23 protein-coding genes are annotated in these 25,833 nt (G+C 67.4%); 16 read left to right on the top strand and 7 right to left on the bottom strand.

Annotation, left to right across the window (positions count from 1 at the left end; genetic code table 11):
- The first annotated feature begins 1 nt into the window (after position 1).
- The 3 genes from carB (at position 2) to VYI76_RS08270 (ending at position 4,590) form a co-directional block, all read left to right on the top strand.
- A complete protein-coding gene (gene carB / locus VYI76_RS08280; RefSeq protein ID WP_326524290.1) occupies positions 2–3,361 on the top strand; it encodes a carbamoyl-phosphate synthase large subunit in 3,360 nt (1,119 codons plus the stop codon).
- Between the two features lie 79 nt (positions 3,362–3,440).
- Positions 3,441–3,917: a transcription elongation factor GreA gene (gene greA / locus VYI76_RS08275; RefSeq protein ID WP_326524289.1), complete on the top strand. Its 477-nt coding sequence runs from the start codon at positions 3,441–3,443 to the stop codon at positions 3,915–3,917.
- Between the two features lie 31 nt (positions 3,918–3,948).
- Entirely contained in the window at positions 3,949–4,590 is a 642-nt protein-coding gene (locus VYI76_RS08270) for a rhomboid family intramembrane serine protease (protein ID WP_326524288.1), read from the top strand.
- Positions 4,591–4,599: 9 nt separating this feature from the next.
- Here the strand turns inward: VYI76_RS08270 and VYI76_RS08265 are convergent, their stop codons facing one another.
- On the bottom strand, positions 4,600–5,229 hold the full coding sequence (locus VYI76_RS08265; RefSeq protein WP_326524287.1) for a carbonic anhydrase: 630 nt from the start codon (positions 5,227–5,229) through the stop codon (positions 4,600–4,602).
- A gap of 65 nt (positions 5,230–5,294) precedes the next feature.
- Between VYI76_RS08265 and lipA the strand changes: the two genes are divergently transcribed.
- Both lipA and VYI76_RS08255 read left to right on the top strand, forming a co-directional pair.
- Positions 5,295–6,221 (top strand): lipoyl synthase, encoded by a 927-nt coding sequence (gene lipA / locus VYI76_RS08260; protein ID WP_326524286.1) that lies wholly within the window; start codon positions 5,295–5,297, stop codon positions 6,219–6,221.
- 138 nt (positions 6,222–6,359) lie between these two features.
- Entirely contained in the window at positions 6,360–6,851 is a 492-nt protein-coding gene (locus VYI76_RS08255) for a type II toxin-antitoxin system RatA family toxin (protein WP_326524285.1), read from the top strand.
- On the opposite strand, the gene VYI76_RS08250 is transcribed toward VYI76_RS08255, so the two are convergent.
- Genes VYI76_RS08250 through VYI76_RS08240 form a run of 3 tightly spaced genes read right to left on the bottom strand, consistent with a single transcriptional unit; the run spans position 6,782 to position 9,011 of the window.
- On the bottom strand, positions 6,782–7,324 hold the full coding sequence (locus tag VYI76_RS08250; RefSeq protein ID WP_326524284.1) for a CinA family protein: 543 nt from the start codon (positions 7,322–7,324) through the stop codon (positions 6,782–6,784). The two genes, VYI76_RS08255 and VYI76_RS08250, sit on opposite strands and share 70 nt — an antisense overlap.
- On the bottom strand, positions 7,321–7,863 hold the full coding sequence (locus VYI76_RS08245) for a hypothetical protein (RefSeq protein WP_326524283.1): 543 nt from the start codon (positions 7,861–7,863) through the stop codon (positions 7,321–7,323). The genes VYI76_RS08250 and VYI76_RS08245 overlap by 4 nt, the downstream gene beginning before the upstream one ends.
- A 2-nt stretch (positions 7,864–7,865) precedes the next feature.
- The gene (locus VYI76_RS08240) at positions 7,866–9,011 is read right to left on the bottom strand and encodes a bifunctional 2-C-methyl-D-erythritol 4-phosphate cytidylyltransferase/2-C-methyl-D-erythritol 2,4-cyclodiphosphate synthase (RefSeq protein ID WP_326524282.1); all 1,146 of its coding nucleotides are present in this window, start codon (positions 9,009–9,011) and stop codon (positions 7,866–7,868) included.
- A 201-nt stretch (positions 9,012–9,212) separates the two neighbouring features.
- Between VYI76_RS08240 and dusB the strand changes: the two genes are divergently transcribed.
- The 5 genes from dusB to ntrX are packed head-to-tail and all read left to right on the top strand — an operon-like array spanning position 9,213 to position 16,373.
- A complete protein-coding gene (dusB, locus tag VYI76_RS08235) occupies positions 9,213–10,211 on the top strand; it encodes a tRNA dihydrouridine synthase DusB (protein WP_326524281.1) in 999 nt (332 codons plus the stop codon).
- Entirely contained in the window at positions 10,208–11,257 is a 1,050-nt protein-coding gene (locus tag VYI76_RS08230; RefSeq protein ID WP_326524280.1) for a two-component system sensor histidine kinase NtrB, read from the top strand. The genes dusB and VYI76_RS08230 overlap by 4 nt, the downstream gene beginning before the upstream one ends.
- Entirely contained in the window at positions 11,254–12,702 is a 1,449-nt protein-coding gene (gene ntrC / locus VYI76_RS08225) for a nitrogen regulation protein NR(I) (RefSeq protein WP_326524279.1), read from the top strand. The genes VYI76_RS08230 and ntrC overlap by 4 nt, the downstream gene beginning before the upstream one ends.
- Before the next feature lie 54 nt (positions 12,703–12,756).
- Positions 12,757–15,000 carry a sensor histidine kinase NtrY-like gene (locus tag VYI76_RS08220; protein ID WP_326524278.1) on the top strand — a complete coding sequence of 748 codons (2,244 nt, stop codon included), beginning with the start codon at positions 12,757–12,759 and terminating at the stop codon, positions 14,998–15,000.
- On the top strand, positions 14,997–16,373 hold the full coding sequence (gene ntrX / locus VYI76_RS08215; RefSeq protein ID WP_326524277.1) for a nitrogen assimilation response regulator NtrX: 1,377 nt from the start codon (positions 14,997–14,999) through the stop codon (positions 16,371–16,373). The genes VYI76_RS08220 and ntrX overlap by 4 nt, the downstream gene beginning before the upstream one ends.
- 104 nt (positions 16,374–16,477) lie before the next feature.
- On the opposite strand, the gene VYI76_RS08210 is transcribed toward ntrX, so the two are convergent.
- Positions 16,478–18,250, bottom strand: a complete 1,773-nt coding sequence (locus tag VYI76_RS08210; RefSeq protein WP_326524276.1) for a cation:proton antiporter domain-containing protein — start codon at positions 18,248–18,250, stop codon at positions 16,478–16,480.
- Positions 18,251–18,282: 32 nt separating this feature from the next.
- On the opposite strand from VYI76_RS08210, the gene VYI76_RS08205 reads away from it, so the two are divergent.
- A complete protein-coding gene (locus VYI76_RS08205) occupies positions 18,283–19,488 on the top strand; it encodes an FAD-dependent oxidoreductase (protein WP_326524275.1) in 1,206 nt (401 codons plus the stop codon).
- Positions 19,489–19,543: 55 nt separating this feature from the next.
- On the opposite strand, the gene VYI76_RS08200 is transcribed toward VYI76_RS08205, so the two are convergent.
- On the bottom strand, positions 19,544–20,767 hold the full coding sequence (locus VYI76_RS08200; RefSeq protein WP_326524274.1) for an NADP-dependent isocitrate dehydrogenase: 1,224 nt from the start codon (positions 20,765–20,767) through the stop codon (positions 19,544–19,546).
- 118 nt (positions 20,768–20,885) lie between these two features.
- On the opposite strand from VYI76_RS08200, the gene VYI76_RS08195 reads away from it, so the two are divergent.
- Complete coding sequence (locus VYI76_RS08195; protein ID WP_326524273.1) at positions 20,886–21,632, top strand: phosphatidylserine decarboxylase; 747 nt, start codon at positions 20,886–20,888, stop codon at positions 21,630–21,632.
- The gene (gene pssA / locus VYI76_RS08190) at positions 21,622–22,422 is read left to right on the top strand and encodes a CDP-diacylglycerol--serine O-phosphatidyltransferase (protein ID WP_326524272.1); all 801 of its coding nucleotides are present in this window, start codon (positions 21,622–21,624) and stop codon (positions 22,420–22,422) included. The genes VYI76_RS08195 and pssA overlap by 11 nt, the downstream gene beginning before the upstream one ends.
- Here pssA and VYI76_RS08185 read toward each other — a convergent pair.
- Positions 22,367–22,597: a hypothetical protein gene (locus tag VYI76_RS08185; protein WP_326524271.1), complete on the bottom strand. Its 231-nt coding sequence runs from the start codon at positions 22,595–22,597 to the stop codon at positions 22,367–22,369. The two genes, pssA and VYI76_RS08185, sit on opposite strands and share 56 nt — an antisense overlap.
- A 308-nt stretch (positions 22,598–22,905) precedes the next feature.
- Here VYI76_RS08185 and rpsB point away from each other — a divergent pair, with 308 nt between their 5' ends.
- The 3 genes from rpsB to pyrH all read left to right on the top strand — a co-directional run bounded on the left by rpsB (position 22,906) and on the right by pyrH (position 25,830).
- Positions 22,906–23,781, top strand: coding sequence for a 30S ribosomal protein S2 (rpsB, locus tag VYI76_RS08180; RefSeq protein WP_326524270.1), 876 nt, complete (start codon positions 22,906–22,908; stop codon positions 23,779–23,781).
- A 158-nt stretch (positions 23,782–23,939) separates the two neighbouring features.
- On the top strand, positions 23,940–24,869 hold the full coding sequence (tsf, locus tag VYI76_RS08175; protein WP_326524269.1) for a translation elongation factor Ts: 930 nt from the start codon (positions 23,940–23,942) through the stop codon (positions 24,867–24,869).
- A 241-nt stretch (positions 24,870–25,110) separates the two neighbouring features.
- Entirely contained in the window at positions 25,111–25,830 is a 720-nt protein-coding gene (pyrH, locus tag VYI76_RS08170) for a UMP kinase (RefSeq protein WP_326524268.1), read from the top strand.
- Positions 25,831–25,833: the final 3 nt, after the last annotated feature.

The raw sequence follows: 25,833 nt of genomic DNA, 5'->3' as shown, positions 1-25,833 counted from the left end.
GATGCCCAAACGCACCGACATCTCCTCCATCCTCGTCATTGGCGCGGGGCCGATCGTCATCGGGCAGGCGTGCGAGTTCGATTATTCGGGCACGCAGGCGATCAAGGCGTTGAAGGAGGACGGGTACCGCATCGTCCTGGTCAATTCGAACCCGGCGACGATCATGACCGATCCGGAACTCGCCGACGCGACCTATATCGAACCGATCACGCCCGAGATCGTCGCCAAGATCATCGCGAAGGAGCGGCCCGACGCCGTCCTGCCGACGATGGGCGGGCAGACCGCGCTCAACACCGCGCTGGCGCTGTTCAACGACGGTACGTTGGCGAAATACGGCGTCGAGATGATCGGCGCCGATGCGGAGGCGATCGACAAGGCCGAGGACCGGCTGAAGTTCAAGGACGCGATGTCGAAGATCGGGCTGGAATCGGCCCGCTCGGCGATCGCGCACAGCGAGGCGGAGGCGCTGGAGGGGCTGGCCCGGACCGGGCTGCCGGCGATCATCCGCCCCAGCTTCACCATGGGCGGCACCGGCGGCGGCATCGCGTACAACCGCGAGGAATTCATCGAGATCGTCCGCAAGGGGCTGGACGCGTCGCCCACCACCGAGGTGCTGATCGAGGAATCGCTGATCGGGTGGAAGGAGTATGAGATGGAGGTGGTCCGCGACCGCGCGGACAATGCCATCATCGTCTGTTCGATCGAGAACATCGACCCTATGGGCGTCCATACGGGCGATTCGATCACCGTCGCGCCGGCGCTGACGCTGACCGACAAGGAATATCAGATCATGCGCAACGCGAGCATCGCTTGCCTGCGCGAAATCGGCGTGGAAACAGGGGGTTCGAACGTCCAGTTCGCGGTCAATCCGAAGGACGGCCGCCTGATCGTGATCGAGATGAACCCGCGCGTTTCGCGGTCGTCGGCGCTCGCGTCCAAGGCCACCGGCTTCCCGATCGCCAAGGTCGCGGCGAAGCTGGCGGTCGGCTATACGCTCGACGAGATCACCAACGACATCACCGGCGCGACCCCGGCCAGCTTCGAGCCGACGATCGATTACGTCGTCACCAAGGTGCCGCGCTTCGCCTTCGAGAAGTTCAAGGGCGCGGAGGCCGTGCTGGGCACCGCGATGAAATCGGTCGGCGAGGTGATGGCGATCGGCCGCAACATCCATGAATCGATGCAGAAGGCGCTGCGCGGGCTGGAGACGGGGCTGTGCGGCTTCAATCCGGTCGAGCGGCTGAAGGGCGCGCCCCGCGAGGAGATCGAGGCGGCGCTCGCGGTGGCGACGCCCGACCGGCTGCTGGTCGCTGCGCAGGCGCTGCGCGAAGGCTTCACCGTCGCCGAGGTGAACGCGATCGCGAAGTTCGATCCGTGGTTCCTGGAGCGGATCGCCGAGATCATCGCGGCGGAGACCGAGGTGGCGACCAATGGCCTGCCGATCGACGCGGCGGGCATGCGCCGGCTGAAGGCGATGGGTTTCAGCGACCGGCGGCTGGCGTGGCTGGCGCTCGAATCGGCGCATCTGCGCGGCATGCAGCGCGGCATCGCGCGCGGCAGCGGCCTGATTCACGAGGCGGTGAAGGCGATGACCGGCGGCGTGACCGAGGCGGAGGTGCGCGAGCATCGCCACAAGCTGGGCGTGCGTCCCGTCTTCAAGCGGATCGATACCTGCGCGGCCGAGTTCGACGCGAAGACGCCGTACATGTACTCGACCTATGAGGCGCCGAGCTTCGGTGAGCCGGAGAACGAGGCTGCCCCGAGCGGGCGCCGCAAGATCGTTATCCTGGGCGGCGGACCGAACCGCATCGGGCAGGGGATCGAGTTCGACTATTGCTGCTGCCACGCGTGCTTCGCGCTGGCCGACGCGGGTTTCGAGACGATCATGGTCAACTGCAATCCGGAGACGGTAAGCACCGATTATGACACGTCGGACCGCCTCTATTTCGAGCCGCTGACCGCCGAGGACGTTCTGGAAATCCTCCACGTCGAGCAGCAGGCAGGCGAGCTGGTCGGCGTGATCGTCCAGTTCGGCGGGCAGACGCCGCTGAACCTGGCCAAGGCGCTGGAGGATGCGGGCATCCCGATTCTGGGCACCAGCCCCGACGCGATCGACTTGGCCGAGGACCGCGAGCGTTTCGCCGCGCTGGTCGCGAAGCTGGGGCTGAAACAGCCGGCCAACGGGCTTGCCCGCAATCGCGAGGAGGCGATCGCGGTCGCCGAGCGCATCGGATATCCGGTGCTGATGCGCCCGAGCTATGTGCTGGGTGGCCGCGCGATGGAGGTGGTCGATACCGTCGCCCAACTCGATCACTATATCCAGACGGCGGTGCAGGTGTCCGGCGACTCGCCGGTGCTGATCGACAGCTATCTGCGTGACGCGATCGAGGTCGATGTCGATGCGATCTGCGACGGCACCGATGTCGTGGTCGCCGGCGTCATGCAGCATATCGAGGAGGCCGGCGTCCATTCGGGCGACAGCGCCTGCACCCTGCCGCCATATAGCCTGTCGGGTGAAGTGATCGCCGAGATCGAGCGGCAGGCGGAAGCTCTGGCGCACGCGCTGGGCGTCGTCGGGTTGATGAACATCCAGTTCGCGGTGAAGGCCAGCGGCCGTGAGGACGAGCAACCTAAGGATGTCGTCTATCTGATCGAGGTCAATCCGCGCGCCAGCCGCACGGTGCCGTTCGTCGCCAAGGCGGTGGGTTCGCCGGTCGCCAAGATCGCGTCTCTGGTGATGGCCGGGCAGAAGCTGACCGACCTGCCGGCGATCAACCGCGCCGACGGGCATATCGCGGTGAAGGAAGCCGTCTTCCCGTTCAACCGCTTCCCCGGTGTCGATCCGGTGCTGTCACCCGAAATGAAGTCTACCGGCGAAGTGATGGGGATCGATCGCGATTTCCCGATCGCCTTCGCCAAGGCGCAGCTTGGCGCGGGCACCGTCCTGCCGTCGTCGGGCACCGTGTTCGTCAGCGTCAAGGACAGCGACAAGCCGGTGATCCTGCCCGGCGTGCGCATCCTGGCCGAACAGGGCTTCGAGATCGTCGCGACCGGCGGCACGGCGGACTATCTGCTGGCCAACGGCGTGAAGGTGGAGCCGGTGCTGAAGGTGGCGCAGGGCCGCCCGAACATCGTCGATCGCATCCGCGACGGCGGGGTGGCGATGGTGATGAACACCACGGAAGGATGGCAGTCGCTGAAGGACAGCCAGGAAATCCGCAAATCGGCGCTGGCGCAGAAAATCCCGTACTTTACGACAGCCTCGGCTGCGGTGGCGGCGGCGCGATCGATCGCGGCGTTGGCGACCGCATCCCTTGAAGTGCGCCCGTTGCAGGCCTATTATTCGCAGTCGCACAACTGATCCCCGACAAACCGGTTGATGTGCGGGCGAGCCTGGGAGGGCCGCTTGGGGGCGAGGGGCTTTCAAGGAATTCGTACCGATGGCGACCGTCGAGAAGATGCCGATGCTGGCGGAGGGCTATGAGAAGCTCCACGCCGACCTGAAGCGCCTGAAGGTGGAGCGCCCCCAGATCGTCGATGCGATCGAGGAAGCGCGCGCGCACGGCGACTTGTCCGAGAACGCCGAATATCATGCTGCCAAGGAACGGCAGGGCCAGATCGAGGCGCACATCGCCGACATCGAGGACAAGCTGAGCCGTGCCCAGATCATCGACCCGACCGAGCTGTCAGGCGACAAGATCGTGTTCGGCGCGACGGTGACGCTGCTCGACGAGGACGAAAAGCCGGTGAAATACCAGATCGTCGGCCAGACCGAAGCGGACGCCAAGACCGGACGGATCAGCTATAATTCGCCGCTGGGCAGGGCGCTGATCGGCCGCCGCGTCGACGACGAGGTGGAAGTGTCGGTGCCGGCGGGCGACCGTTACTACCTGGTCAACAAGATCGAGTTCATCTGATCCGACAGGTTCTGGACGCACGGTTCCGGTGATGAACGCCGCCATCAGGACAGCCCCCGCGACGATCCTGATCGCCGGCGTCACCGCCGTCGTCAGCCTGCTCGTCACGCTGTTCGGCTATGAACAGCATGCCGCGTTGTACGCCGGGTTCATGCCGGCGCGGGCGAGCCTGGGCTTCGGCGGCGACGTGCCGGGGCTGGTGCCGGTGATGCTTACGCCGCTCACCTCCGCGCTGGTGCATGGCGGGCCGCTGCACCTGCTTTTCAACCTGGTGATGCTGGTGTTTTGCGGCGTCGCTGCGGAACGGGCGCTGGGCGCTCGCGGGATCGTCGTGCTGTATCTGGCCGGCGCCTATGCCGCCTGCGCGGCGCAATGGCTGGTGGAGCCGCAGTCGCCGGTGCCGATGATCGGCGCGTCGGGTGCGGCATCGGCGATCGTCGGTGCCTATGCGCTGCTCTACGGCCGTCAGAAGACGCGCGATTTCGGCCCCGTTCCGGGCTGGCTGCTCCACGTCGCCTGGCTGTTCGCCGCGTGGACCGCGCTCAACCTCGCGGTCGGCGTGTTGGCATGGCAATCGGGGATTGGTATCGCGGCGGCCGCGCACGTCGGCGGGTTCCTTGCCGGGCTGATCCTGTGCCGCCCGCTGCTGCTGTGGCGGTGGCGCGGCGCGTAATTGCCGCGGTCAGGCCGGCACGAAGCCGTTATCGCCCTCCAGCACGCGCAACTTGCCGTCGGCGATTGCGAACACCGCGCCGTGGATGCTGAGCCTGCCCTCGCTCAGGCCCTTCCGGACGAACGGGAAGGTCTTGAGGTTGGCGATCGAGACGCGGACGCCTTCCTGTTCCAGCGCGGTCTGGCCGGCATCGGTGACGCCGTGCTTGCACACCACCTTCTCGCGCGCTTCATCGAGCAGGCCGATCCATTCGGCGACGAAGCCGCCTTCGCCCGGCTTGGCGTCCGCCAGGCTCTGGGTCAGTGCCGCGCTGACGCCGCCGCACGCGCCGTGGCCGAGCACAACGATCTCCTCGATCCCAAGCTTGGTGACCGCGAATTCCAGCGCCGCCGATACGCCGTGGAGGCCACCCGAGGCGTCGAACGGGGGCACCAGCGCGGCGACGTTGCGCACCACGAACACTTCGCCGGGGCGCGATCCGAAGATGGTGGCGGGATCGACCCGGCTGTCGGAGCAGGCGATCACCATCACCTTGGGGCTCTGGCCTTCGGCCAGTTCGCTCCAGCGCTCGCGCTCTTCCAGCCATTCGCCGCCGCGGAAGCGGTAATAGCCTTCGATCAGGTTGGCGAAATAGGTCATGGGCCGGCCCGTCGCACGCACGCGCGGGGCTGGCAAGGGCGCGCCGCAGTCGCTATCTGGCCGCCATGAACGAGATGACGCCGCTCGCCCGTCCCGAACGCCAGCGCAAGCCTGACTGGATCCGCGTCAAGGCGCCGACCTCCGCCGGCTTCGCCGCGACGCGCGCGCTGATGCGCTCCAAGAGCCTGAACACGGTGTGCGAGGAAGCCGCCTGCCCGAACATCGGCGAATGCTGGTCGAAGAAACATGCGACCGTGATGATCCTGGGCGACACCTGCACCCGTGCCTGCGCGTTCTGCAACGTCAAGACGGGCATGCCGCGCAAGGTCGATCCGATGGAGCCGCAGAATGTGGCGGACGCGGCCGCCGCGATGGGCCTGAACCACATCGTCGTGACGTCGGTCGACCGCGACGACCTGCCCGACGGCGGGGCGAGCCAGTTCGTCAAGGTGATCGAGGCGATCCGCAAGGCCAACCCGACCACCACGATCGAGATCCTGACCCCCGATTTCCGCAACAAGCACGAGGCGGCGGTCGAGGCGATCGTCGCCGCGCGGCCCGACGTCTACAACCACAATCTGGAAACCGTGCCGAGGCTGTATCCGACGATCCGGCCGGGTGCGCGTTACTACGCGTCGCTGCGCCTGCTGGAGGCGGTGAAGAAGCTCGATCCGTCGATCTTCACCAAGTCGGGCGTCATGCTGGGGCTGGGCGAGGAGCGGCTGGAGGTTCATCAGGTGATGGACGACATGCGCAGCGCCGACATCGATTTCCTGACGATGGGCCAATATCTCCAGCCCACGCCGCGCCATGCGAAGGTGCAGGATTTCGTGACGCCCGCCGCGTTCGACGCCTATGCCGCGATCGGCCGGGCCAAGGGCTTCCTGCTGGTCGCCTCGTCGCCGCTCACCCGATCGAGCTATCACGCGGGCGACGATTTCGCGAAGATGCGCGCCAACCGCGAGGCGAAGCTGGGGAAGGTGGGCGCGTGAGCTTGGCAATTCCTCCCCTGGAAGGGGAGGTGGCAGCGCGCAGCGCTGACGGCGGGGTGTTCCCCCCTCGATGGCGCGATACCCCTCTACCACCGACTTCGTCGGCGGTCCCCCTCCCCTTGCAGGGGAAGATCTGACATGCCCAGGCACGCCGAAACCCGGCAACTGCCCTATAGCCCCGAACAGATGTTCGACATGGTGGCCGATGTCGGCCGCTACCCGCAATTCCTGCCGTGGGTCAGCGCGATCCGCGTGCGATCAGATAGCGATACAGAGATGGTCGCCGACATGATCGTTGGGTTCAAGGGGTTGCGGGAGACGTTCACCTCACGGGTCAACAAGGATCGTCCGAACAGCATCCGCGTCGATTATGTCGACGGCCCGCTCGATCACCTGACCAACGACTGGACGTTCCGGCCCGACGGGCAGGGCGGGTGCCTGGTCGATTTCTCGGTCGACTTCGCGTTCAGGAACCGGATGTTCGAAATGCTGGCGGGCCAGGTATTCGATCGCGCGCTGCGCAGGATGATCGGCGCGTTCGAGGAACGGGCGACCGCGCTCTACGGCGATTCGGCGACGGGCTCTTCCGACGCGGGCAGCAGCAGTTCGAGCGCGCACAGCGCCGCCTGAAGCCGGACGCCGCCCCGGCCTAGGTCGCCGAACTGCCGGGTGTCGGCGACGACGTGATCGGGATCGCCACCGCGTTCGGCGCGGGCGAACACGACGGTGCCGACCGGCTTCGTCTCGTTTCCGCCGCCCGGCCCGGCGACGCCGGTGATCGCCACCGCGACATCGGCATCGCTCTTCGTCAGCGCGCCTTGCGCCATCTGCCAAGCGGTCGCGACCGAAACCGCGCCGAATGTCTCCAGCACGTCCCCGCTGACCTTCAGCAGGGCGGCCTTCGCCTCGTCCGAATAGGTGACGAACGCGCATTCGAGCACGTCGGACGATCCGGGAATCTCGGTCAGCGCCGCCGCGACCAGGCCGCCGGTGCAGCTTTCCGCCGTCGCTATACGGCGGCCGGCGGCGCGGTTCGCCGCCACGACCCGCCGGGCGAGATCGACGAGCGGGGCGGGCAGGATGGTGTCGGTCGAATCGGTCACGGCCGCGCCGTAGCCGCTCCCGCGCCCATCGGACAGAGCGCGAAATCGCTGCGCCGTCCCGCCTTCGCCTTGCCCGCGCCCGACATGTCGAGGATCGCGACGACCAGCGCGGCGGTGTTCCTGGCCGGCAACGGATCGATCAGCCGCAACACGCGGTCGATGTTCGGGCAATCCTTTGCCTTGATGTCCTTCGCCAGCATTGGCGCGACCATCGCCGTCACCATCGGGCGGGCGAGTTCGCTGTCGACGAGTTGCCCGGTATCCGGCCCGAGCAGCTTGCGCAGCCCTTCGCGCGCGGTGGGCCAGGCGGCATCGCTTTCCGCAGCATATTTGTCGGTGAGCGGGCCGACCGAACGGCGCAGCAGCGCGTTCGCGGGGAGCGTCGGCGCGCACGTCGCTGCGACGCTGCCGATCAGCGTGGGCGCGAGCGCGAGGAACAACGCCTCCGCCTCCGGCTGGGGGATACAGGCCGGGGCCTGCGCCTGCGCGGTGGATGCGGCGACCAGCGCGGCGGCGGCGAGAAGGGGACGAAGGACCATGGTTACACTCCCGGTACGCGGACGGTGGCGACGGCTTGCGCGGCGATCCCTTCGCCCCGACCGGTGAAGCCCAGGCGCTCGGTCGTCGTCGCCTTGACGCTTATCTGCTGCGATTGGAGCCGCAAGATGGCGGCGATCCGGGCGCGGATGGCTTCGCGGTGCGGGCCGATCTTGGGCGCTTCGCAGATGATCGTCAGGTCGATGAAATCGATGATCCCGCCGCGTTCGGCGACCAGCGCGGCGGCGTGGGCCAGGAAGCGATCGGACGCGGCGCCCTTCCACTGCGGGTCGCTCGGCGGGAAATGGCTGCCGATATCCCCGGCGGCGATGGTGCCGAGCAGCGCGTCGGTGATCGCGTGCAGCGCGACGTCGGCGTCGCTGTGACCGGAAAGACCGCGATCGTGCGGGATGAGGACGCCGCCCAGCCACAGCTCCTCGCCCGCCTCCAGCCGATGCACGTCGTAGCCCGCCGCGCTGCGCGAGATCAGCCGGGCCGTCAGCCTCGCCTCTGCGGCGGCGAAATCGGCCGGATGGGTGATCTTGTCGAGCATCGGGTCACCTTCCACCGTCATGACGTCATGTCCCGCCGCGCGCAGCACCTGCGCGTCGTCGGTCGCCTCGGCATCGTCGGGCCAGGCGTCGTGAGCGGCGCGTATCGACGCGACGTGAAACGCCTGTGGGGTCTGGACGCGAACCAGCCCGGCGCGATCGACGACATCGCCGAGTCCTCCCACACCGCGCGCCAGCGTATCGGCGACCGGCAGTACCGGAACGGCGCCGGGCGCATGATCGAGCGCGGCGAGCAGCCGGGCGATCATCGTCGCGGACAGGAAGGGGCGGGCGGCATCGTGGATCAGCACCCGATCCGCATCGCCGATCGCGGCGAGCCCGGCACGGACCGAGTCGCGCCGCGTCGCCCCGCCGGTGACATGCGGCACATCCCCGAGCGCGCCGGCAAGGAGCGATTGCTGGCCGTCCGCGATGACGACGACGACGTCCGAGATCGCCGGATGATCCGAAAGCGCCCGATAGCTATGGGCGACGACCGCGCGGTCGCCGAGCAGTGCGAACTGCTTGGGGAGATCGCCTCCAGCGCGTTCGCCTTTGCCGGCGGCGACGATGATGGCGGCTGTGCGGGGAGGGGACATGGGTGCTCCAGCATCCGTTCGCCCTGCGCTTGTCGAAGGGCTGTCCTTCTTCGGCATCGCAGGACCGGGCAGGGCTTCGACACGCTCAGCCCGAACGGGGTGACGGCGTCCTCCCTAACGTGCCGCCGGGCGCGCCGCCAGCCTTGCCCGAAACGCGCGATTCCGCTAAGCGCTGCCCAAATTTCAGGCACATCATCCGTCATGGCTTTCATCGCCCCCATCCAGGTCGGTCCGGTCCGGATCGACACGCCCGTCCTGCTCGCGCCGATGACCGGCGTGACCGACCTGCCGTTCCGCCGTGTCGTGCGCAGCTATGGCTCGGGTCTGAACGTCACCGAGATGGTCGCCAGCCAGGCGGCGATTCGCGAAACGCGCCAGTCGCTCCAGAAATTCGCCTGGGACCCGATCGAGGACCCGGTATCGATGCAGCTCGTCGGCTGCACGCCCCATGAAATGGGCGAGGCGGCGAAGCTGAGTGAGGATCGCGGCGCGGCGATCGTCGACATCAACATGGGCTGCCCGGTGCGCAAGGTGACCAACGGCGACGCGGGATCGGCGCTGATGCGCGACGTGCCGCTGGCTACCCAGTTGATCGAGGCGGTGGTGCGCGCGGTGAAGGTGCCCGTCACGCTCAAGATGCGGATGGGCTGGGATCACGACAGCCTGAACGCGCCCGAACTGTCGCGCATCGCCGAGGACCTGGGCGTGCGGATGATCACCGTCCACGGCCGCACCCGTAACCAGATGTACAAGGGATCGGCCGACTGGCGCTTCGTCGCCAGCGTGAAGGCCGCGGTTTCGGTGCCGGTTATCGTCAACGGCGACATCTGCACCGTCGAGGATGCCCATGCCGCATTGGATCAATCCGGCGCCGACGGCGTGATGATCGGGCGCGGCGCCTATGGCAAGCCGTGGCTGCTGCGCCAGGTGATGGACGCGCTGGAAGGGCGAACGCCACGGTCCGACCCCACGATCGACGAGCAATATCGCCTGATTATCGCGCACTATGACGATATGCTTGAACTCTATGGCAACGAAGTCGGCGTGAAGATGGCGCGCAAGCACCTCGGCTGGTACACGCGCGGGCTGCACGGATCGGCGGAATTCCGTAACCATGTGAACCAGGTCGCGGACCCTGTGCGGGTGAAAGCCATGCTCGCGGAGTTCTACGCCCCCTGGACCGCGCGCGCCGCGGCGTGAGCGCGACCGCGCCCGACTTCGCGGAGCTGTTCGCGGCGCTGCCCGTGGCGGTGCTGGTGGTCGATCCGGTGGGTCGCGTCGTCCATGTCAACGCGGCAGGCGAGGCGATGCTCAACATCTCCGAACGCGCGATGGCGGGCCAGCATGTCGACCTGTTCATCCGCCTTCCGGAGGTGTTCGCCGAACGACGCAGCGGGCGGATGTTCGCGGCCTATGATGCCGATGTCGGTGTCGGGCGAGTCGGGCGGATGCGCGTCGACCTGCTCGAAAGTGCGCTGCCCGACCATCCCGGTTGGACGATCGTCACGCTGCGCGGAACGCCGGCGGCGCGCGCGCACGAACGCGGAGCGGGCGCACGCGCCGCTATCGGCGCGGCGGCGATGCTGGCGCACGAGATCAAGAACCCGCTGTCCGGCATCCGCGGCGCGGCGCAGCTGCTGTCGGAAGGTGAGGGGGCGGGCGAGCTGACGCGCCTCATCACCACCGAGGTCGATCGCATCGCCGCGCTGATCGACCGGATGCAGGATTTCACCGACACGCGGCCGCCCCTGCTGGAGCCGCACAACGTCTATCCCCTGCTGGATCATGTGCGACAGGTCGCCAGTGCCGGCTTCGCGCGGGGGATCGCGATCGAGGAACGCTTCGATCCATCGCTGCCGCCCGCGCTGGTCGATCGCGACGCCTTCACCCAGGTACTGCTCAACCTCGTCAAGAATGCGTGCGAGGCGCTGGTTGGGCAGGATGGAGGCCGCGTAACGATCGCCACCGCCTATCGCCACGGCATGTCGGCCAGCGCCGGGCCGGGCCGCCCGCGCCGACCGCTGCCGATCGAGATCAGCGTGATCGACAACGGCCCAGGCGCACCCGCCGACATCGCCGAGCATCTGTTCGACCCGTTCGTTTCCGGCAAGGCCGAGGGGCGGGGGCTGGGCCTGTCGCTGGTGGAGAAGCTGGTCGGCGACATGGGCGGGATTGTTTCTTACGCGCGCGAGGGCGACCCCGAACAGACGGTGTTCCGCGTGCTGCTGCCAAGGGCGACGTCATGAGCGATGCGGGACGGATATTGGTACTCGACGATGATGCGGCGATCCGCACCGTCGTCAGCCAGGCGCTGCGCCGCGCCGGCCATGCCGTCGATACCGTCGCAACGCTGGCGGAACTGCGCGCGACGCTGGCACGCGATATCCCTGACGTGCTGGTTACCGACGTGGTGCTGCCCGACGGCGACGGGCTGGAGGCGCTGCCCGCGATCCTGGAGGCGCATCCGGCGCTTCCCGTGATCGTGCTGTCGGCGCGCAACACGCTGTCGACGGCCGTGCGCGCGACGGAGGCGGGAGCGTTCGACTATCTGCCCAAGCCGTTCGATCTCGATGCATTAGCGCAGGCCGTCGCGGGGGCACTCGCCCGAGCGCGCCGCCAACCCTCAGGCGCGCTGGCCCCGGCCGACGACGCGCTGCCGCTGATCGGCCGATCGCCGGCGATGCAGGAGGTGTACCGCGTCATCGCGCGCGTGGTGTCGAACGATCTGACCGTGCTGGTCTCCGGCGAATCGGGCACCGGCAAGGAACTGGTCGCCCGCGCGATCCACGATCTGGGATCGCGCAAGCGGGCGCCGTTCGTTGCGCTCAACATGGCGGCGATCCCCCGCGAGCTGATCGAGGCCGAGCTGTTCGGGCATGAGAAAGGCGCTTTCACCGGTGCCGCCGCGCGCGTCGCGGGCAAGTTCGAGCAGGCGGCGGGCGGCACGCTGTTCCTGGACGAGATCGGCGACATGCCGATGGATGCGCAGACCCGCCTGCTGCGCGTGCTCCAGTCGGGCGAGTTCACGACGGTCGGCGGCGCGCGAACGATCCGCGCCGACGTGCGGATCGTCGCGGCGACGAACAAGGATCTGGCGGCGTCGGTCGCGAGCGGGGCATTCCGCGAGGACTTGTTCTATCGGTTGAATGTCGTGCCGATCGCGCTTCCGGCACTGCGCGAGCGGCGGCAGGATGTGGCGCTGCTGGCGCGGCATTTCCTCGATCGGGCAGCGGAAAGCGGGCTGCCCCGCAAGAGCCTCGACGCGGCGGCGATCGCGATGCTCGAAGGCTATGACTGGCCCGGCAATGTCCGCGAACTGGAAAATCTGATGCGCCGCCTCGCCGCGCTCAGCCGCGACGAATGGATCGGCGGGGCGGAGATCACCGCGATGCTGGGCGCGGCCAGGCCTGTCGCCACGCCCACCGATATCGGCATTGCCGCCGCCGTGCTGACCCGCCTGATCGCGATCGAGCGCGAGCGGCCCGGCGCGCTCGACGACGGCACGCTTTACGATCGCATCATCGCAGAGGTCGAACGCCCCCTGATCGAGGCGATGCTGGCGCGCCACGGCGGCAACCAGTTGCGCGCGGCGCAGGCGATGGGGATCAACCGCAACACGCTGCGCAAGCGGCTCGACGATCTCGCCATCGATCCCATGGACCTGCGCCGTGCGGGGCGCCCGGCGGGATGACCTGACGGAAATTATGTGTTTTCGCGGCAACAGTTGCCGTGTAATCATGCCACGATGACTGTTGCAGACGTGTCGCCAGAGGAAGCCGCCGCACCGTCGCGCCGCTTCACGGTGACGCCGTTCGTCGAGTTCGCCGTGCTGGCGGTGGCGGTGGTCGTTGCGATCCTGACATGGCGGATCATCGCCGGGACGGGCTCCACGGTAAGTTTGCTCAGCCCGGCGCTTGCCGCCGCGTTGCTGACGGCCAACCTCATTCCGGCGGTCATCCTGCTGTCGTTCGTCGGTCGGCGCATCGCGATCCGCCGCGCCGCGGCCTCCTCGATCGCGGGCGGCGCGCGCCTGCATGTCCGGCTGGTCGCGTTGTTCACGCTGATGGCGAGCATTCCGATCGTGCTCACCGTGCTGGTCGCGTCGGTGATGTTCCAGTCGGGCGTCCAGCTCTGGGGATCGGAACGCGCGCAGAGCGCCTTCAACGCCTCGATCGGCCTGGCGAAGCAGGGCCGCGACGTCGTCGTCGAACGCTGGACCGGCGAAGCCCGCGTGATGGCCGAGGATCTTTCCGAACGCTACGCCACTATCCCGGCGAATTCCCCGGAGTTCGAGGATTTCTTTCTGCGGCAGACCTATGTTCGCAGCTTCTACCAGTCCGCGTTGTTCCGCGTCGCCGACGGGCGCACGATCGAGGCGCTCTATGGCTATGAGGTGCCGAGCGCGACGGTGTTTTCCCAGCGTGTATCGGGACGCGTCCTGAACCTGCTTGAGGATCGCGACAGCTATACCAATTTCGATGCCGGCATCCTGTGGGTGGTGACGCCTGTCGATCGGTCGAAGCGCATCTTCCTGTACGTCGCGACGCCCCACAACGCCGACTTCCTGAACCGCCAGACGCTGGCCGCGGACAAGCTGCTGGCGGAATATGCGACATTGCGCGAACGCGCCCGGTCCTTGCAGCTTCAGTTCAACGCGGTTCTGCTCGGCGTCGCGCTGCTCGTCATCGCGATCGCGGTGTTCGTCGCGCTGGCGGTGGCCGACCATCTGCTGCGCCCGGTCGGAGAACTTGTGATGGCCGCCCAGCGCATCGCGGCGGGAGACCTTCGCTCGCGCGTGACCGAGCCGAAGACGCGCGACGAGATCGGCGTGCTCGCCGCCGCGTTCAACCGGATGACCGGCCAGCTGGAGGCGCAGACCAGCGCGCTGGTGGAGGCGAAGGCCGAAGCGGAAAGCCGCCGCGCGCTGATCGAGGCGGTGATGTCGGGCGTTTCGGCGGGTGTCGTTTCGGTCGATGCCGATCGCGCTATCCGCCTGGTCAACAGCTCGGCGCTCGCGCTTATCTCGCCCGGTTCGACGATGGTCGGCCGCCCGCTGGCGGAGGTTGCGCCGGAACTGGACGGGCTGCTGGTCGGCGGTGCGCGCGAGGGGGGTGTGCAGATCAATGCGTCGGGCGAGACGCGCACGCTCGCGGTCAAGATCACCCGCGACGAGGACGGTCACGTCCTGACCTTCGACGACATCACCCAGCAATTGCTCGACCAGCGCCGCGCGGCATGGTCCGACGTCGCGCGACGGATCGCGCACGAGATCAAGAATCCGCTCACCCCGATCCAGCTCGCCGCGGAACGGCTCCAGCGGCGCTACGGCAAGCTGGCGCCGGAGGGCGACACCACTTTTGGGCGGCTGACCGACACGATCGTGCGGCAGGTCGGCGATCTGCGCCGGATGGTCGACGAATTCTCATCCTTCGCGCGGATGCCCAAGCCCGTGTTCCGCGAGGAATCGCTGGTCGATATGGCCCGGCAGGCGGTGTTCCTGCACGAAGTGGCGCATCCCGCGATCCGCTTCGCGCTGATCTATCAGGATCCGCCGCCGGCGCTGGTGTGCGACCGTCGCCAGCTCGGTCAGGCGCTGACCAATCTGGTCAAGAACGCGGTCGAGGCGATCGAGGCGCGGACCGGTGAAGATGTGCCTGCCGGCGAGATAACCGTTGTGCTGACGGCCGACGGCGGACGCAGCGTCGGCGTCCAGGTGTCCGACAACGGCATCGGCCTGCCGGTGGAACGCGATCGCCTGTTCGAACCCTATATGACGACGCGCAGCAGCGGCACCGGCTTGGGCCTGGCGATCGTCAAGAAGATCGTCGAGGAACATTTCGGCGCGATCCACTTCACCGACCGGCCCGGCGGCGGCACGGTCGTTACCCTCGGCTTCGACGCCTCCACGCTCGCTGGCCTGGCCGATCTCGACGCGCCCGACGACGCCGCCGATCCTTCCCCCGCCATGCTTACCCGGAACCTGTCATGAGTATCGATATCCTGGTCGTCGACGACGAGTTCGACATCCGCGAACTGGTGGCCGGCGTGCTCGAGGACGAGGGGTATGAAACCCGCCTCGCCGCCGACAGCGATGCCGCGCTGGAGGCGATCGCCGCGCGCCGTCCCAGCCTGGTGCTGCTCGACGTCTGGTTGCAGGGTTCGCGGCTCGACGGACTCGACCTGCTCGACGAGATCAAGCGCCGCGACCCTTCGATTCCCGTGCTGGTCATCTCGGGCCACGGCAACCTCGATACCGCGGTCGCGGCGATCCGGCGCGGGGCGAGCGACTTCATCGAGAAGCCGTTCGAGGCCGAGCGCCTGCTATGGCTGGTCGAACGCGCGACGGAAACCGAGCGGCTGAAGCGCGAGGTGGCGAGCCTGCGCGCCTCGGTCGGTCGCGAGGACGACCTGACCGGCAGCTCGACCGCGATCAACACTGTTCGGGCGACATTGAAACGGGTGGCATCGACGGGCAGCCGGGTGCTCATCACCGGCGGGGCGGGGGTCGGCAAGGAGGTCGCCGCGCGGCTGCTGCACGGCTGGTCGGGCCGCGCCGCTGCGCCCTTCGTGATCGTCAGCGCCGCGCGGATGACGCCCGAGCGCGTCGAGGAGGAATTGTTCGGCGTCGAGGAAGGCGGCGACCTTGTCCGCCCCGGCCTTCTCGAACAGGCGCACGGCGGCACGCTGTTTCTCGACGAGATTGCCGACATGCCGGTCGCGACGCAGGCCAGGATCTTGCGCGTGCTGACCGATCAGAGCTTTACCCGCGTCGGTGGCACGCGGGTGGTTAAGGTCGACGTTCGCGTCGTTTCCGCCACCGGACGCGACCTGCAGGGCGAAATTGCCGAGGGGCGTTTCCGCGAGGATCTCTATTACCGGCTCAACGTCGTACCGGTGGCGATCCCGCCGCTGACCGATCGGCGCGAGGACATCCCGGCGCTGGTCGAGCATTTCGTCGCCCATTACGCCGCGGAACGCCGCGTGCCGACGCCCGAGGTCGCGGCGGATGCTATCGTCGCGCTGCAAAGCTACGAATGGCCGGGCAATGTCCGCCAGCTGCGCAACGTCGTCGAGCGAACGATCATCCTGGCGCCGGGCAACCGCATCGGTCGGATCGACATCGATCTGCTGCCGCCCGAAGTTCTGGGGCGTGCCGCGGAAGGGGATGGCGGCGGCGCTACCGCGATCATGGGAGCGCCGCTGCGCGAAGCGCGGGAAAGCTTCGAACGTGAGTATCTTCGCGTCCAGATCCGCCGCTTTTCGGGCAACATCAGCCGCACGGCCAGCTTCATCGGGATGGAACGTTCAGCCCTTCACCGCAAGCTGAAGCTGCTGGGAATCACCGAGACCCGAGAGGATTGAAATTGCGGGGGAACCGGTAAAGGCCTCCCGAATGCCGGCCAATGGCCCCGGCCTGTCGGGCCCCGGCCGGGGCGGTGAAGCGTCCGCAATGCACGACCGGTCGTTCAGACGGGATCGCGCCTCGCGCGCGCGCGGCGGACGCGAGGCTCGCGATCCAGATTGGCCTCGGCCTTTATCATCCGGCGCATCTCGTCGCGCTTTTCGTGGATCGATGCGATCACCGGGCCCATCGCCACGCCGATATCGACCAGCACCGCCTCCGACAGCAGCAGCGAGCTTTCCAGCGTTTCCGGCACCGCGTCGGTGACGCCGGCCTTGTAGAGTTCGGCGGCGTGGGTGGCGTCGCGCGCGCGCGCGATGATCGGCAGGTTCGGCAGCCATCCGCGCACGCGTCGGGCCAGGCTGACGGTCAGCACCGGATCGTCCATCGTCAGGATCAGCGCGTCGGCATGGCCCAGCCGCAGCCGGTCCAGCATCTCGCTGCGCGCGACGTCGCCGAAGATCAGGGGATAGCCATCCTTGCGCGCGGCGTTGACCACGTCGATATCGGCATCGACCGCGAAATAGGGCTTTTCGTGGATCGTCAGCATGTCGGCGACGATCCGGCCCACCCGGCCGAAACCTATGATGACGGTGCCGGGGCTGTCGGCATCCACCTCCGGATCGGCCATCCGCTCCTGCCGGTCGATGCGCCGCGCGATGCCCTGTCCGGCCTTGGCCAGCAGCGGCGTCACCGTCAGGCCGATTGCGGTAACCGTGGTCCAGAATGCCGCCGTCGATGGCTGGATCAGCGCCGCCTGCGTCGCCACGCCCAGCACGATCAGCGTCGTCTCCGACGGGCTGGACATCAGCACGCCGGTCTCCGCGGCGGTGCCGGTGCGGGTGCCGGCGAATTTCAGCACCCCCGTCGTCACCACGATCTTGACCAGTGCGACGCCCACGATCGCTGCGAGCAGCGCTGGCCAGTTAGCCGCGATCAGCCGCAGGTCGAGCCGCATGCCCACCGACAGCAGGAATACGCCCAGCGCGAGGCCCTTGAACGGTTCGGTGATGACTTCGACTTCGTGGCGATATTCGGTTTCGGCGATCAGCAACCCCGCGAGGAGCGCGCCGACGATCGGTGACAGGCCGACGGCGGTGGTGACGAGGCTGGCGACGATCACCACCAGCAGGCTGGCGGCAAGAAACAGCTCCGGAGACTTGGTCCGCGCGGCCTGCGCGAACAGCTTCGGCAGCACCAGCCGTCCGGCGAGATACAGCGCCGTGACCGCGATGCCGCCCCGCAACGCCACCGTGCCCAGGTTGACCCAGCCGTCGTCGGTCGCGGTCGGCGCCATCGCCCCCAGCGCGAAGATGATCGGCACCAGCGCCAGATCCTCGAACAGCAGCATCGCGAAGGCTGGCCGCCCGACCCGGCTGGCCGCGCCGACCAGCGGCAGCACCAGTGCGGTGGAGGAGAGCGCCAGCGCGAGGCCAAGCCCGATCGCGCCCGACCACGCCTGGCCGATCACGTGCAGGCCGAACGCGATCAACGCCGCGGACACCAGCAGTTCGAACGCGCCCAGCCCGAACACCAGCCGCCGCATCGTCCACAATCGCTTGAACGAGAGTTCCAGTCCGATCGAGAACAGCAGCAGCACGATGCCGAGTTCGGCAAAAGGCTCGATCGAATGCGGATCGGTGATTGTCAGGTAATAGAGCCACGGCGCGTGCGGCATGAGCGTGGCGAGTCCGGCCGGGCCGACGAGGATGCCGACCAGGATGAAGCCGATGACCGGGTTGATCCGAAACCGCGCGAATGCGGGGATGACCAGCCCCGCCGCGCCCAGGATGACGAGGGCGTCCGAGAATCCGTGGTTGCCAAGGTTGAGCGCCATGCGTCCATTAAGGCGAGGAATGTGGTGATGTCATGAGCGAAACGAAGGGCGATGCGGATATCGTGATCGCGGGCGGTGGCCCGGCGGGGATGATGGCGGGCCTGTTGTTTGCCCGCGCGGGCCTGAAGACTGTAGTGTTGGAGAAGCACGGTGACTTCCTGCGCGACTTTCGCGGCGACACCGTCCACCCGTCGACGCTCGCGCTGATCGACCAGCTCGGGCTGCTCAATGCTTTTCTTGCGTTGCCGCACGACCGGGTCAATCGGATCTCCGCGATGATCGAGGGGCGGGAATGGCGGATCGCCGATTTCGCGCGTTTGCCGCTGCCCGCCAACTTCGTCGCGATGATGCCGCAGTGGCATTTCCTCGATTTCCTGGCGGGCACGGCTGGGCGCTATCCCCGGTTCGACCTGCGCATGTCGTGTGAGGCGACCGGGCTGATCGTGGAGGGGGATCGCGTCGCGGGGCTTCGAACGCCGTCGGGCGAGATACGCGCGCGGTTGACGATCCTGGCGGACGGGCGCGGATCGCGGCTGCGCGGCGAGGGGGGCTTGCCGCTGCGCGACCTCGGCGCGCCGATCGACGTGCTGTGGTTCCGCGTTCCCGCCGCGCCTGCCGCCGCCAACCGGACCGGCGGCTATATCGCCGGCGGGGAGATGATCGTCGCGATCGACCGTGGCGACTATCTCCAGTGCGCCCGCGTGATCGCCAAGGGCGGGGCGGATGCGATCCGGACACGCGGGATCGCCGCGTTTCGCGCGGATGTTGTGCGGGTCGTCCCTATGCTCGGGCCGAGCATCGGCGCGGTGGCCGGTTGGGACGAGGTGAAGCTGCTGTCGGTGTCGCTCGACCGGCTGGAGCGGTGGCATCGGCCGGGGCTGCTCGCGATCGGCGACGCGGCGCATGCGATGTCGCCGGTCGGCGGGGTCGGCATCAACCTGGCGATCCAGGACGCGGTCGCCGCCGCGAATATCCTCGCGGCGCCGATGATGGCGGGCGCCGATCCCGACCCGTTGCTGGCCAGGGTCCAGGCGCGCCGGATGATGCCGGTGCGGGTGATCCAGGCGATGCAGGCGGCGGTGCACCGCAATATCCTGTCGCCCACGCTCGCCGGCCGGACGGTGGCGGCGCCGCTGCCGGTCCGGTTGCTCGACCGTTCCGCAGCGCTCCGCGCGATCCCCGCACGCGTGCTCGGGCTAGGCCTCCGGCGCGAGCGCATCCTGTCGCCGGAGGCCTGAACGAAAAAGGGCGGCCCCGCGGGACCGCCCTTCGTCGCTCTCGATCGGTCGCGGCTTACTGCCAGTCGCCCATCGCGGTCTCGAGGTTGGATCGCACCGCTTCGAAGAACTGCTCGGTCGTCATCCACGGCTGGTCGGGGCCGATCAGGATCGCCAGATCCTTGGTCATCTGGCCGCTCTCAACCGTCTCGATGCACACGCGCTCCAGCGTTTCGGCGAAGCGGGTGACGTCGGGCGTGTCGTCGAACTTGCCACGGAACTTGAGGCCACCGGTCCACGCGAAGATCGACGCGATCGGGTTGGTCGAGGTCGCCTTGCCCTGCTGGTGCTGACGATAGTGGCGGGTGACGGTGCCGTGCGCGGCCTCCGCCTCGATCGTCTTGCCGTCCGGCGACATCAGCACCGACGTCATCAGCCCGAGCGAACCAAAGCCCTGCGCGACCTGATCCGACTGGACGTCGCCGTCATAGTTCTTGCACGCCCACACGAACTCGCCGCTCCACTTGAGCGCCGATGCCACCATGTCGTCGATCAGGCGGTGTTCGTAGACGATGCCGGCTTCCTTGAACTTGTCCTTGAACTCGGCCTCGTAGATTTCCTCGAACAGATCCTTGAAGCGGCCGTCATACGCCTTCAGGATGGTGTTCTTGGTCGACAGATACACCGGCCACTTCAGGTTGAGCCCGTAGTTGAGCGAGGCGCGCGCGAAATCGCGGATCGATTCGTCGAGGTTGTACATTCCCATCGCCACGCCGGCCGCGGGGAAATTGAACACCTCCTTGTCGATCTTCTCGCCGTTCTCGCCTTCCCACACCATGCGCAGCTTGCCGGCGCCGGGCACCTTGAAATCGGTCGCGCGATACTGGTCGCCGAACGCGTGACGGCCGACGACGATCGGCTTGGTCCAGCCGGGGATCAGGCGGGGGACGTTCGAAATGACGATCGGTTCGCGGAAGACGACGCCGCCCAGGATGTTGCGGATCGTCCCGTTGGGCGACTTCCACATCTCCTTGAGGTTGAATTCCTCGACCCGCGCCTCGTCCGGGGTGATCGTCGCGCACTTCACGCCGACGCCGTACTGCTTGATCGCGTTGGCCGAATCGATCGTGATCTGGTCGTTGGTCTCGTCGCGCTTCTCGACGCTCAGGTCATAATATTTCAGGTCGATGTCGAGGTACGGCTTGATAAGGCGCTCGCGGATCCATTCCCAGATGATCCGCGTCATCTCGTCGCCGTCGATCTCCACGACGGGCGTCTTCACCTTGATCTTGGTCGCCATATTCTTCTCGTCCTCGTGCCTGGGGAATGGGATTTGCGATGCTCCTAGGAGCGTGAGGGTGAACGATCAACCATCGGCGGCGTTGTCAGGCCATGCAGCCGCCGCTAGGCCCTTGCCGATGACATCGCTTCCCACGCCCGAAGGTCCGGCGGGCCTTCCCGTCACCAACACCGTCAAGTGGCGCTTTCCCGGCGTCCATCCCGAAGGGCGCAAGTTCGCGCTGATCGCCGGCGGCATGACGCTGATCGCGCTGTGGGCGGGCGGCTGGTTCTGGGCATGGCCGTTCGTCGGCCTGACGATCTGGGTCGCCGCCTTCTTCCGCGATCCGGTGCGCGTCACGCCGCAGGGGGAGGGGCTGATCGTTTCGCCCGCCGACGGCCTGGTCACGATGATCGAGCGCGTTCCTGTGCCGCAGGAAATGGCCGGATCGCAGGGACTGGGCGACGGCAGCCGCGTGCGCGTGTCGGTGTTCATGTCGGTGTTTGACGTGCACATCAATCGTACGCCGATTTCCGGCACGATCCGCCAGGTCGTCTATATCTCCGGCAAGTTCCTCAATGCCGATCTCGACAAGGCGTCTGAGGAGAATGAGCGCCAGCATTTCGTCGTCGAGGGCGCCGATGGCACCCGCGTCGGCTTCACCCAGATCGCCGGCCTGGTCGCGCGGCGGATCATGACCTTCACCAAGGTGGGGGATATCGTCGCGGCGGGCCAGCGGATCGGGCTGATCCGCTTCGGGAGCCGTGTCGACGTCTATCTGCCCGAAGGCTGCGAGCCGCAGGTCGCGCTCGGCCAGCGAGCGATCGCCGGCGAGACGATCCTCGGCCGAACCGGCGTCGCGCGGGCGGTGGGCGTTGCCCAGTAAGCCCGGCCGTTCCGAGCGCTTCGAGCGCGGCATTCCGCTGCGCGCGATCGTGCCCAACGCGATCACCGCGCTGGCGCTGTGTTCGGGGCTGACCGCGATCCGCTACGCCATCGGCGGCGAATGGGAGCGGGCCGTCGCCTTCATCATGCTGGCGGGGATATTGGACGGCATCGACGGGCGCATCGCGCGGATGCTGCGCGGCGAGAGCCGGTTCGGCGCCGAGCTGGATTCACTCGCGGATTCGATCAGCTTCGGCGTGTCGCCGGCGATCGTCGTCTATCTGTGGACGCTGCACGAGGCGCCGCGGATCGGGTGGATCTGTGCCCTGCTCTACGCCGTGTTCTGCGCGCTGCGCCTCGCGCGCTTCAACGCGCGGATCGACGTGACCGAACAGCCCCACAAATCCGCCGGCTTCCTGACCGGCATCCCGGCGCCAGCCGGCGCGGGCCTGGCGATGCTGCCGATGTACCTGTGGTTCTTCACCGGCGAGCCGATTCTGCGCTCGCCCTGGGTCGCGGCACCTTGGCTGGCGTTCGTCGCGCTGCTGATGGTGTCGAGTCTCGCGACGTTCAGTTGGTCGTCGCTCAAGTTGCGCCGCAACATCAGGTTCGAGGCGATCGCGGTGGTCGTCGCGGTGGGCGCCGCGCTGATTTCCGCGCCCTGGCAGACGCTGACGGCGGTCTGCGTGATCTACCTGCTGACCTTGCCGCTCAGCGCGCGATCGTACGCGAAGGTCAGGCGGCAGCGCGCAGCGGCGCTCGCGGCGTCGCCGTCACCGCCCGTACCCTGACGTTGCGCAGGTTGCTGCGCGCCGGCACCGGGACGGGCAGTAGCGGAGTGATAACGGGGCCGTTGGCGAGCAGATCGACGATGCGGTGGAACTGCGGGCGCACGGTCGCCCAGATCGCGTAGATCGAGACAAGAAGCGTTGCACCGAAAACGAGGATCGAGAGAACAGCCATCACCCTTGGCTCCCAGTTGAAATCCGTTGGTCTGGAATTTGTGCGTTTCCAGACGCTTGGCTCCTCGCTTGGTTCCATTTCCCCCGGAACCATCCCGTAGTTGCCTTGCCGGGCCACTTATGTTCTCTTCACGTTCCGCCTGTCAATCCCCTTTTGTTCCATTGTTCGCGCTTGATCCGCGCGGCGTTCTCGACTAAGCGCGCCGCCTCAACCCCGCATGGGAAGCACATAACCCGGTGCCCGCCGGCGCTTCGAGCGCATCAACGGCCGGTCATCGCTTCCCAGAGGCTTAACCGGAAAGGACTTATCCTATGGCGGCTCCTGTCGTCTCCATGCACGCGCTGCTCGAATCGGGCGCGCATTTCGGCCACCAGACCCACCGCTGGAACCCGAAGATGAAGCCGTACATCTTCGGCGATCGCAACGGCGTGCACATCCTCGACCTATCGCAGACGGTGCCGCTGTTCGCGCGCGCTCTCGAATTCGTGTCGTCGACTGTCGCGGGCGGCGGCAAGGTGCTGTTCGTCGGCACCAAGCGCCAGGCGCAGGAGCCGATCGCCGAGGCCGCGCGCAAGTCGGGCCAGTATTTCGTCAACCACCGCTGGCTGGGCGGCATGCTCACCAACTGGAAGACGATCTCGGGCTCGATCAAGCGCTTCAAGGCGCTCGACGAGCAGCTTTCGGGTGACACCGCCGGCCTGACCAAGAAGGAAGTGCTGCAGTTGACCCGCGAGCGCGACAAGCTCGAGCTGTCGCTGGGCGGCATCAAGGACATGGGCGGCGTGCCCGACATCATGTTCGTGATCGACGCGAACAAGGAAGAGCTGGCGATCAAGGAAGCCAACACGCTGGGTATCCCCGTCGTCGCGATCCTCGATTCGAACGTATCGCCCGACGGCATCGCCTTCCCGGTGCCGGCGAACGACGACGCGAGCCGCGCGATCCGCCTGTATTGCGAAGCGATCGCCATCGCGGCGACCCGCGGCAACCAGGAGCAGCAGCAGCGCCGCGGCGTGGATATCGGTGCGATGGCCGCCCCGCCCGCCGAGGAAGCGCTGAGCGCCGATCCGATCGTCGAGCAGCCGACCCCGGCCGAAGAAGTTGCCGCGACCGGCGACGTCGAGGCGCCCGCCGCCGAGACGCACCCGGAAGCCGCCGCCGAGGGCGAGCGCCAGATCGACGCGTAACGCACGGCTTCGACAAGCCTTTTCACCGTTCGTGCTGAGCTTGTCGAAGCACTGTCTTTCTTCTGCAACGCGCCTCTGCGACGTGGGCTGAAGAAGGGCAGCACTTCGACAGGCTCGGTGCGAACGGATTTCTTGTTTCAGAACCAAAGGATACGAACATGGCCGATATCACGGCAGCGATGGTCAAGGACCTGCGCGAAAAGAGCGGCGCGGGCATGATGGATTGCAAGAAGGCGCTGGCGGAAACGGGCGGCGACATAGACGCCGCGATGGACTGGCTGCGCACCAAGGGTCTGGCCGCCGCCGCCAAGAAGTCGAGCCGCACCGCCGCCGAAGGCCTGGTCGGGGTCGCCGTGGCGGGCCCGAAGGGCGCGGTGGTCGAGGTCAATTCGGAAACCGACTTCGTCGCCAAGAACGACCAGTTCCAGGCGTTCGTCAAGGACGTGACCGCGCTGGCGCTGAGCGACGGCGAGGATCTGGATACGCTGAAGGCGGCGAAGATGCCGTCGGGCCAGTCGGTCGCCGACGCGCTGACCAACAACATCGCCACGATCGGCGAGAACCAGTCGCTGCGCCGGGCGCGCCGCCTGGAAGTGTCGCAGGGCGCGGTGATCCCCTACGTCCACAACGCGCAGGCGCCGGGGCTGGGCAAGATTGGCGTGCTCGTCGCGCTCGAATCGGATGCCGGCGTCGATGTGCTCGAGCCGCTGGGCAAGCAGATCGCGATGCACGTCGCAGCTGCCTTCCCGCTGGCGCTCGACGAGAGCGGTCTCGACAAGGACATCCTCGACCGCGAGCGCGCCATCGCCCGCGAGAAGGCGGCCGAGAGCGGCAAGCCCGCCGACATCATCGAGAAGATGGTCGAGGGCGGCGTGAAGAAGTTCGCCAAGGAGAATGCTCTCCTCAGCCAGCTGTTCGTGATGGACGGCAAGACGCCGGTCGCCGACGTGGTCGCCAAGGCGGGCAAGGACGCCGGCACCACGATCGTGCTGAAGGACTATGTTCGCTTCCAGCTCGGCGAAGGCATCGAGAAGGAAGAAAGCGACTTCGCCGCCGAAGTGGCCGCGACGGCGGGTATCACGAAGTAACCTTAGCCCTCTCCCTGTGGGAGAGGGTTGCGCAGACTTGGCAGCTTGCTGCCTGGTCGGAGTTGGGTGAGGGTGTCGCGCTCTGGGGAGCGGGTCCCCTCATCCAGCCTCCGCTTGCTCCGGCCTGCGCCGGAGCAAGCTGCGGTATCCTTCTTCCTCTGGAGAAGCCTTCCCTTCGCGGCGCGGCCCTACTAAGGTCCGCGCCGCTTCCGTATCCGCAGCAACGAGTTTCCCGATCCCCATGAACACGCCCGCATTCAAGCGCATCCTGCTGAAACTGTCGGGCGAGGTGTTGATGGGGGAAGGGGGGCTTTCGATCGACCCCGATACCATCGGCCGCGTCGCCGCAGAGATCGCCGACGTACGCGCCCAGGGCTATGAACTGTGCGTCGTCGTGGGCGGCGGCAACATCTTCCGCGGTATTTCCGGCGCGGCGCGCGGCATGGATCGGGCGACCGGCGACTATATGGGCATGCTGGCGACCGTCATGAACGCGCTCGCCGTGCAGAACGCGCTGGAACAGATCGGCGTCGAGACGCGCGTCCAGTCGGCGATCCCGATGGCGAGCGTATGCGAACCCTTCATCCGCCGCCGCGCCGAGCGGCATCTGGAAAAGGGCCGGATCGTGATCTTCGCCGCCGGCGTCGGATCGCCGTTCTTCACGACGGACTCGGGTGCGGCGCTGCGCGCCGCCGAGATGAAGTGCGATGCGCTGTTCAAGGGCACGTCGGTCGACGGCGTCTACGATGCCGATCCCAAGAAGGTGGCGTCGGCGAAGCGTTATGAGACCGTCAGTTATGATCGTGTCCTGTCAGACAATCTGAAAGTCATGGACGCGTCCGCCGTGGCGCTGTGCCGCGACAACAATATTCCGATCGTCGTGTTCAACATCCGCGAGCGCGGCAATCTTGCCCGCGTGCTGGCGGGTGAGGGCGTATCGACGGTCGTGCAGGCCGCCTAGGAG

Source organism: Sphingomonas sp. (assembly GCF_035910975.1).
In the GTDB taxonomy this organism is placed as follows: domain Bacteria; phylum Pseudomonadota; class Alphaproteobacteria; order Sphingomonadales; family Sphingomonadaceae; genus Sphingomonas.
The sequence above is the reverse complement of the archived record's forward strand: the minus strand, read 5'-3'. Positions and strand labels throughout refer to the sequence as shown.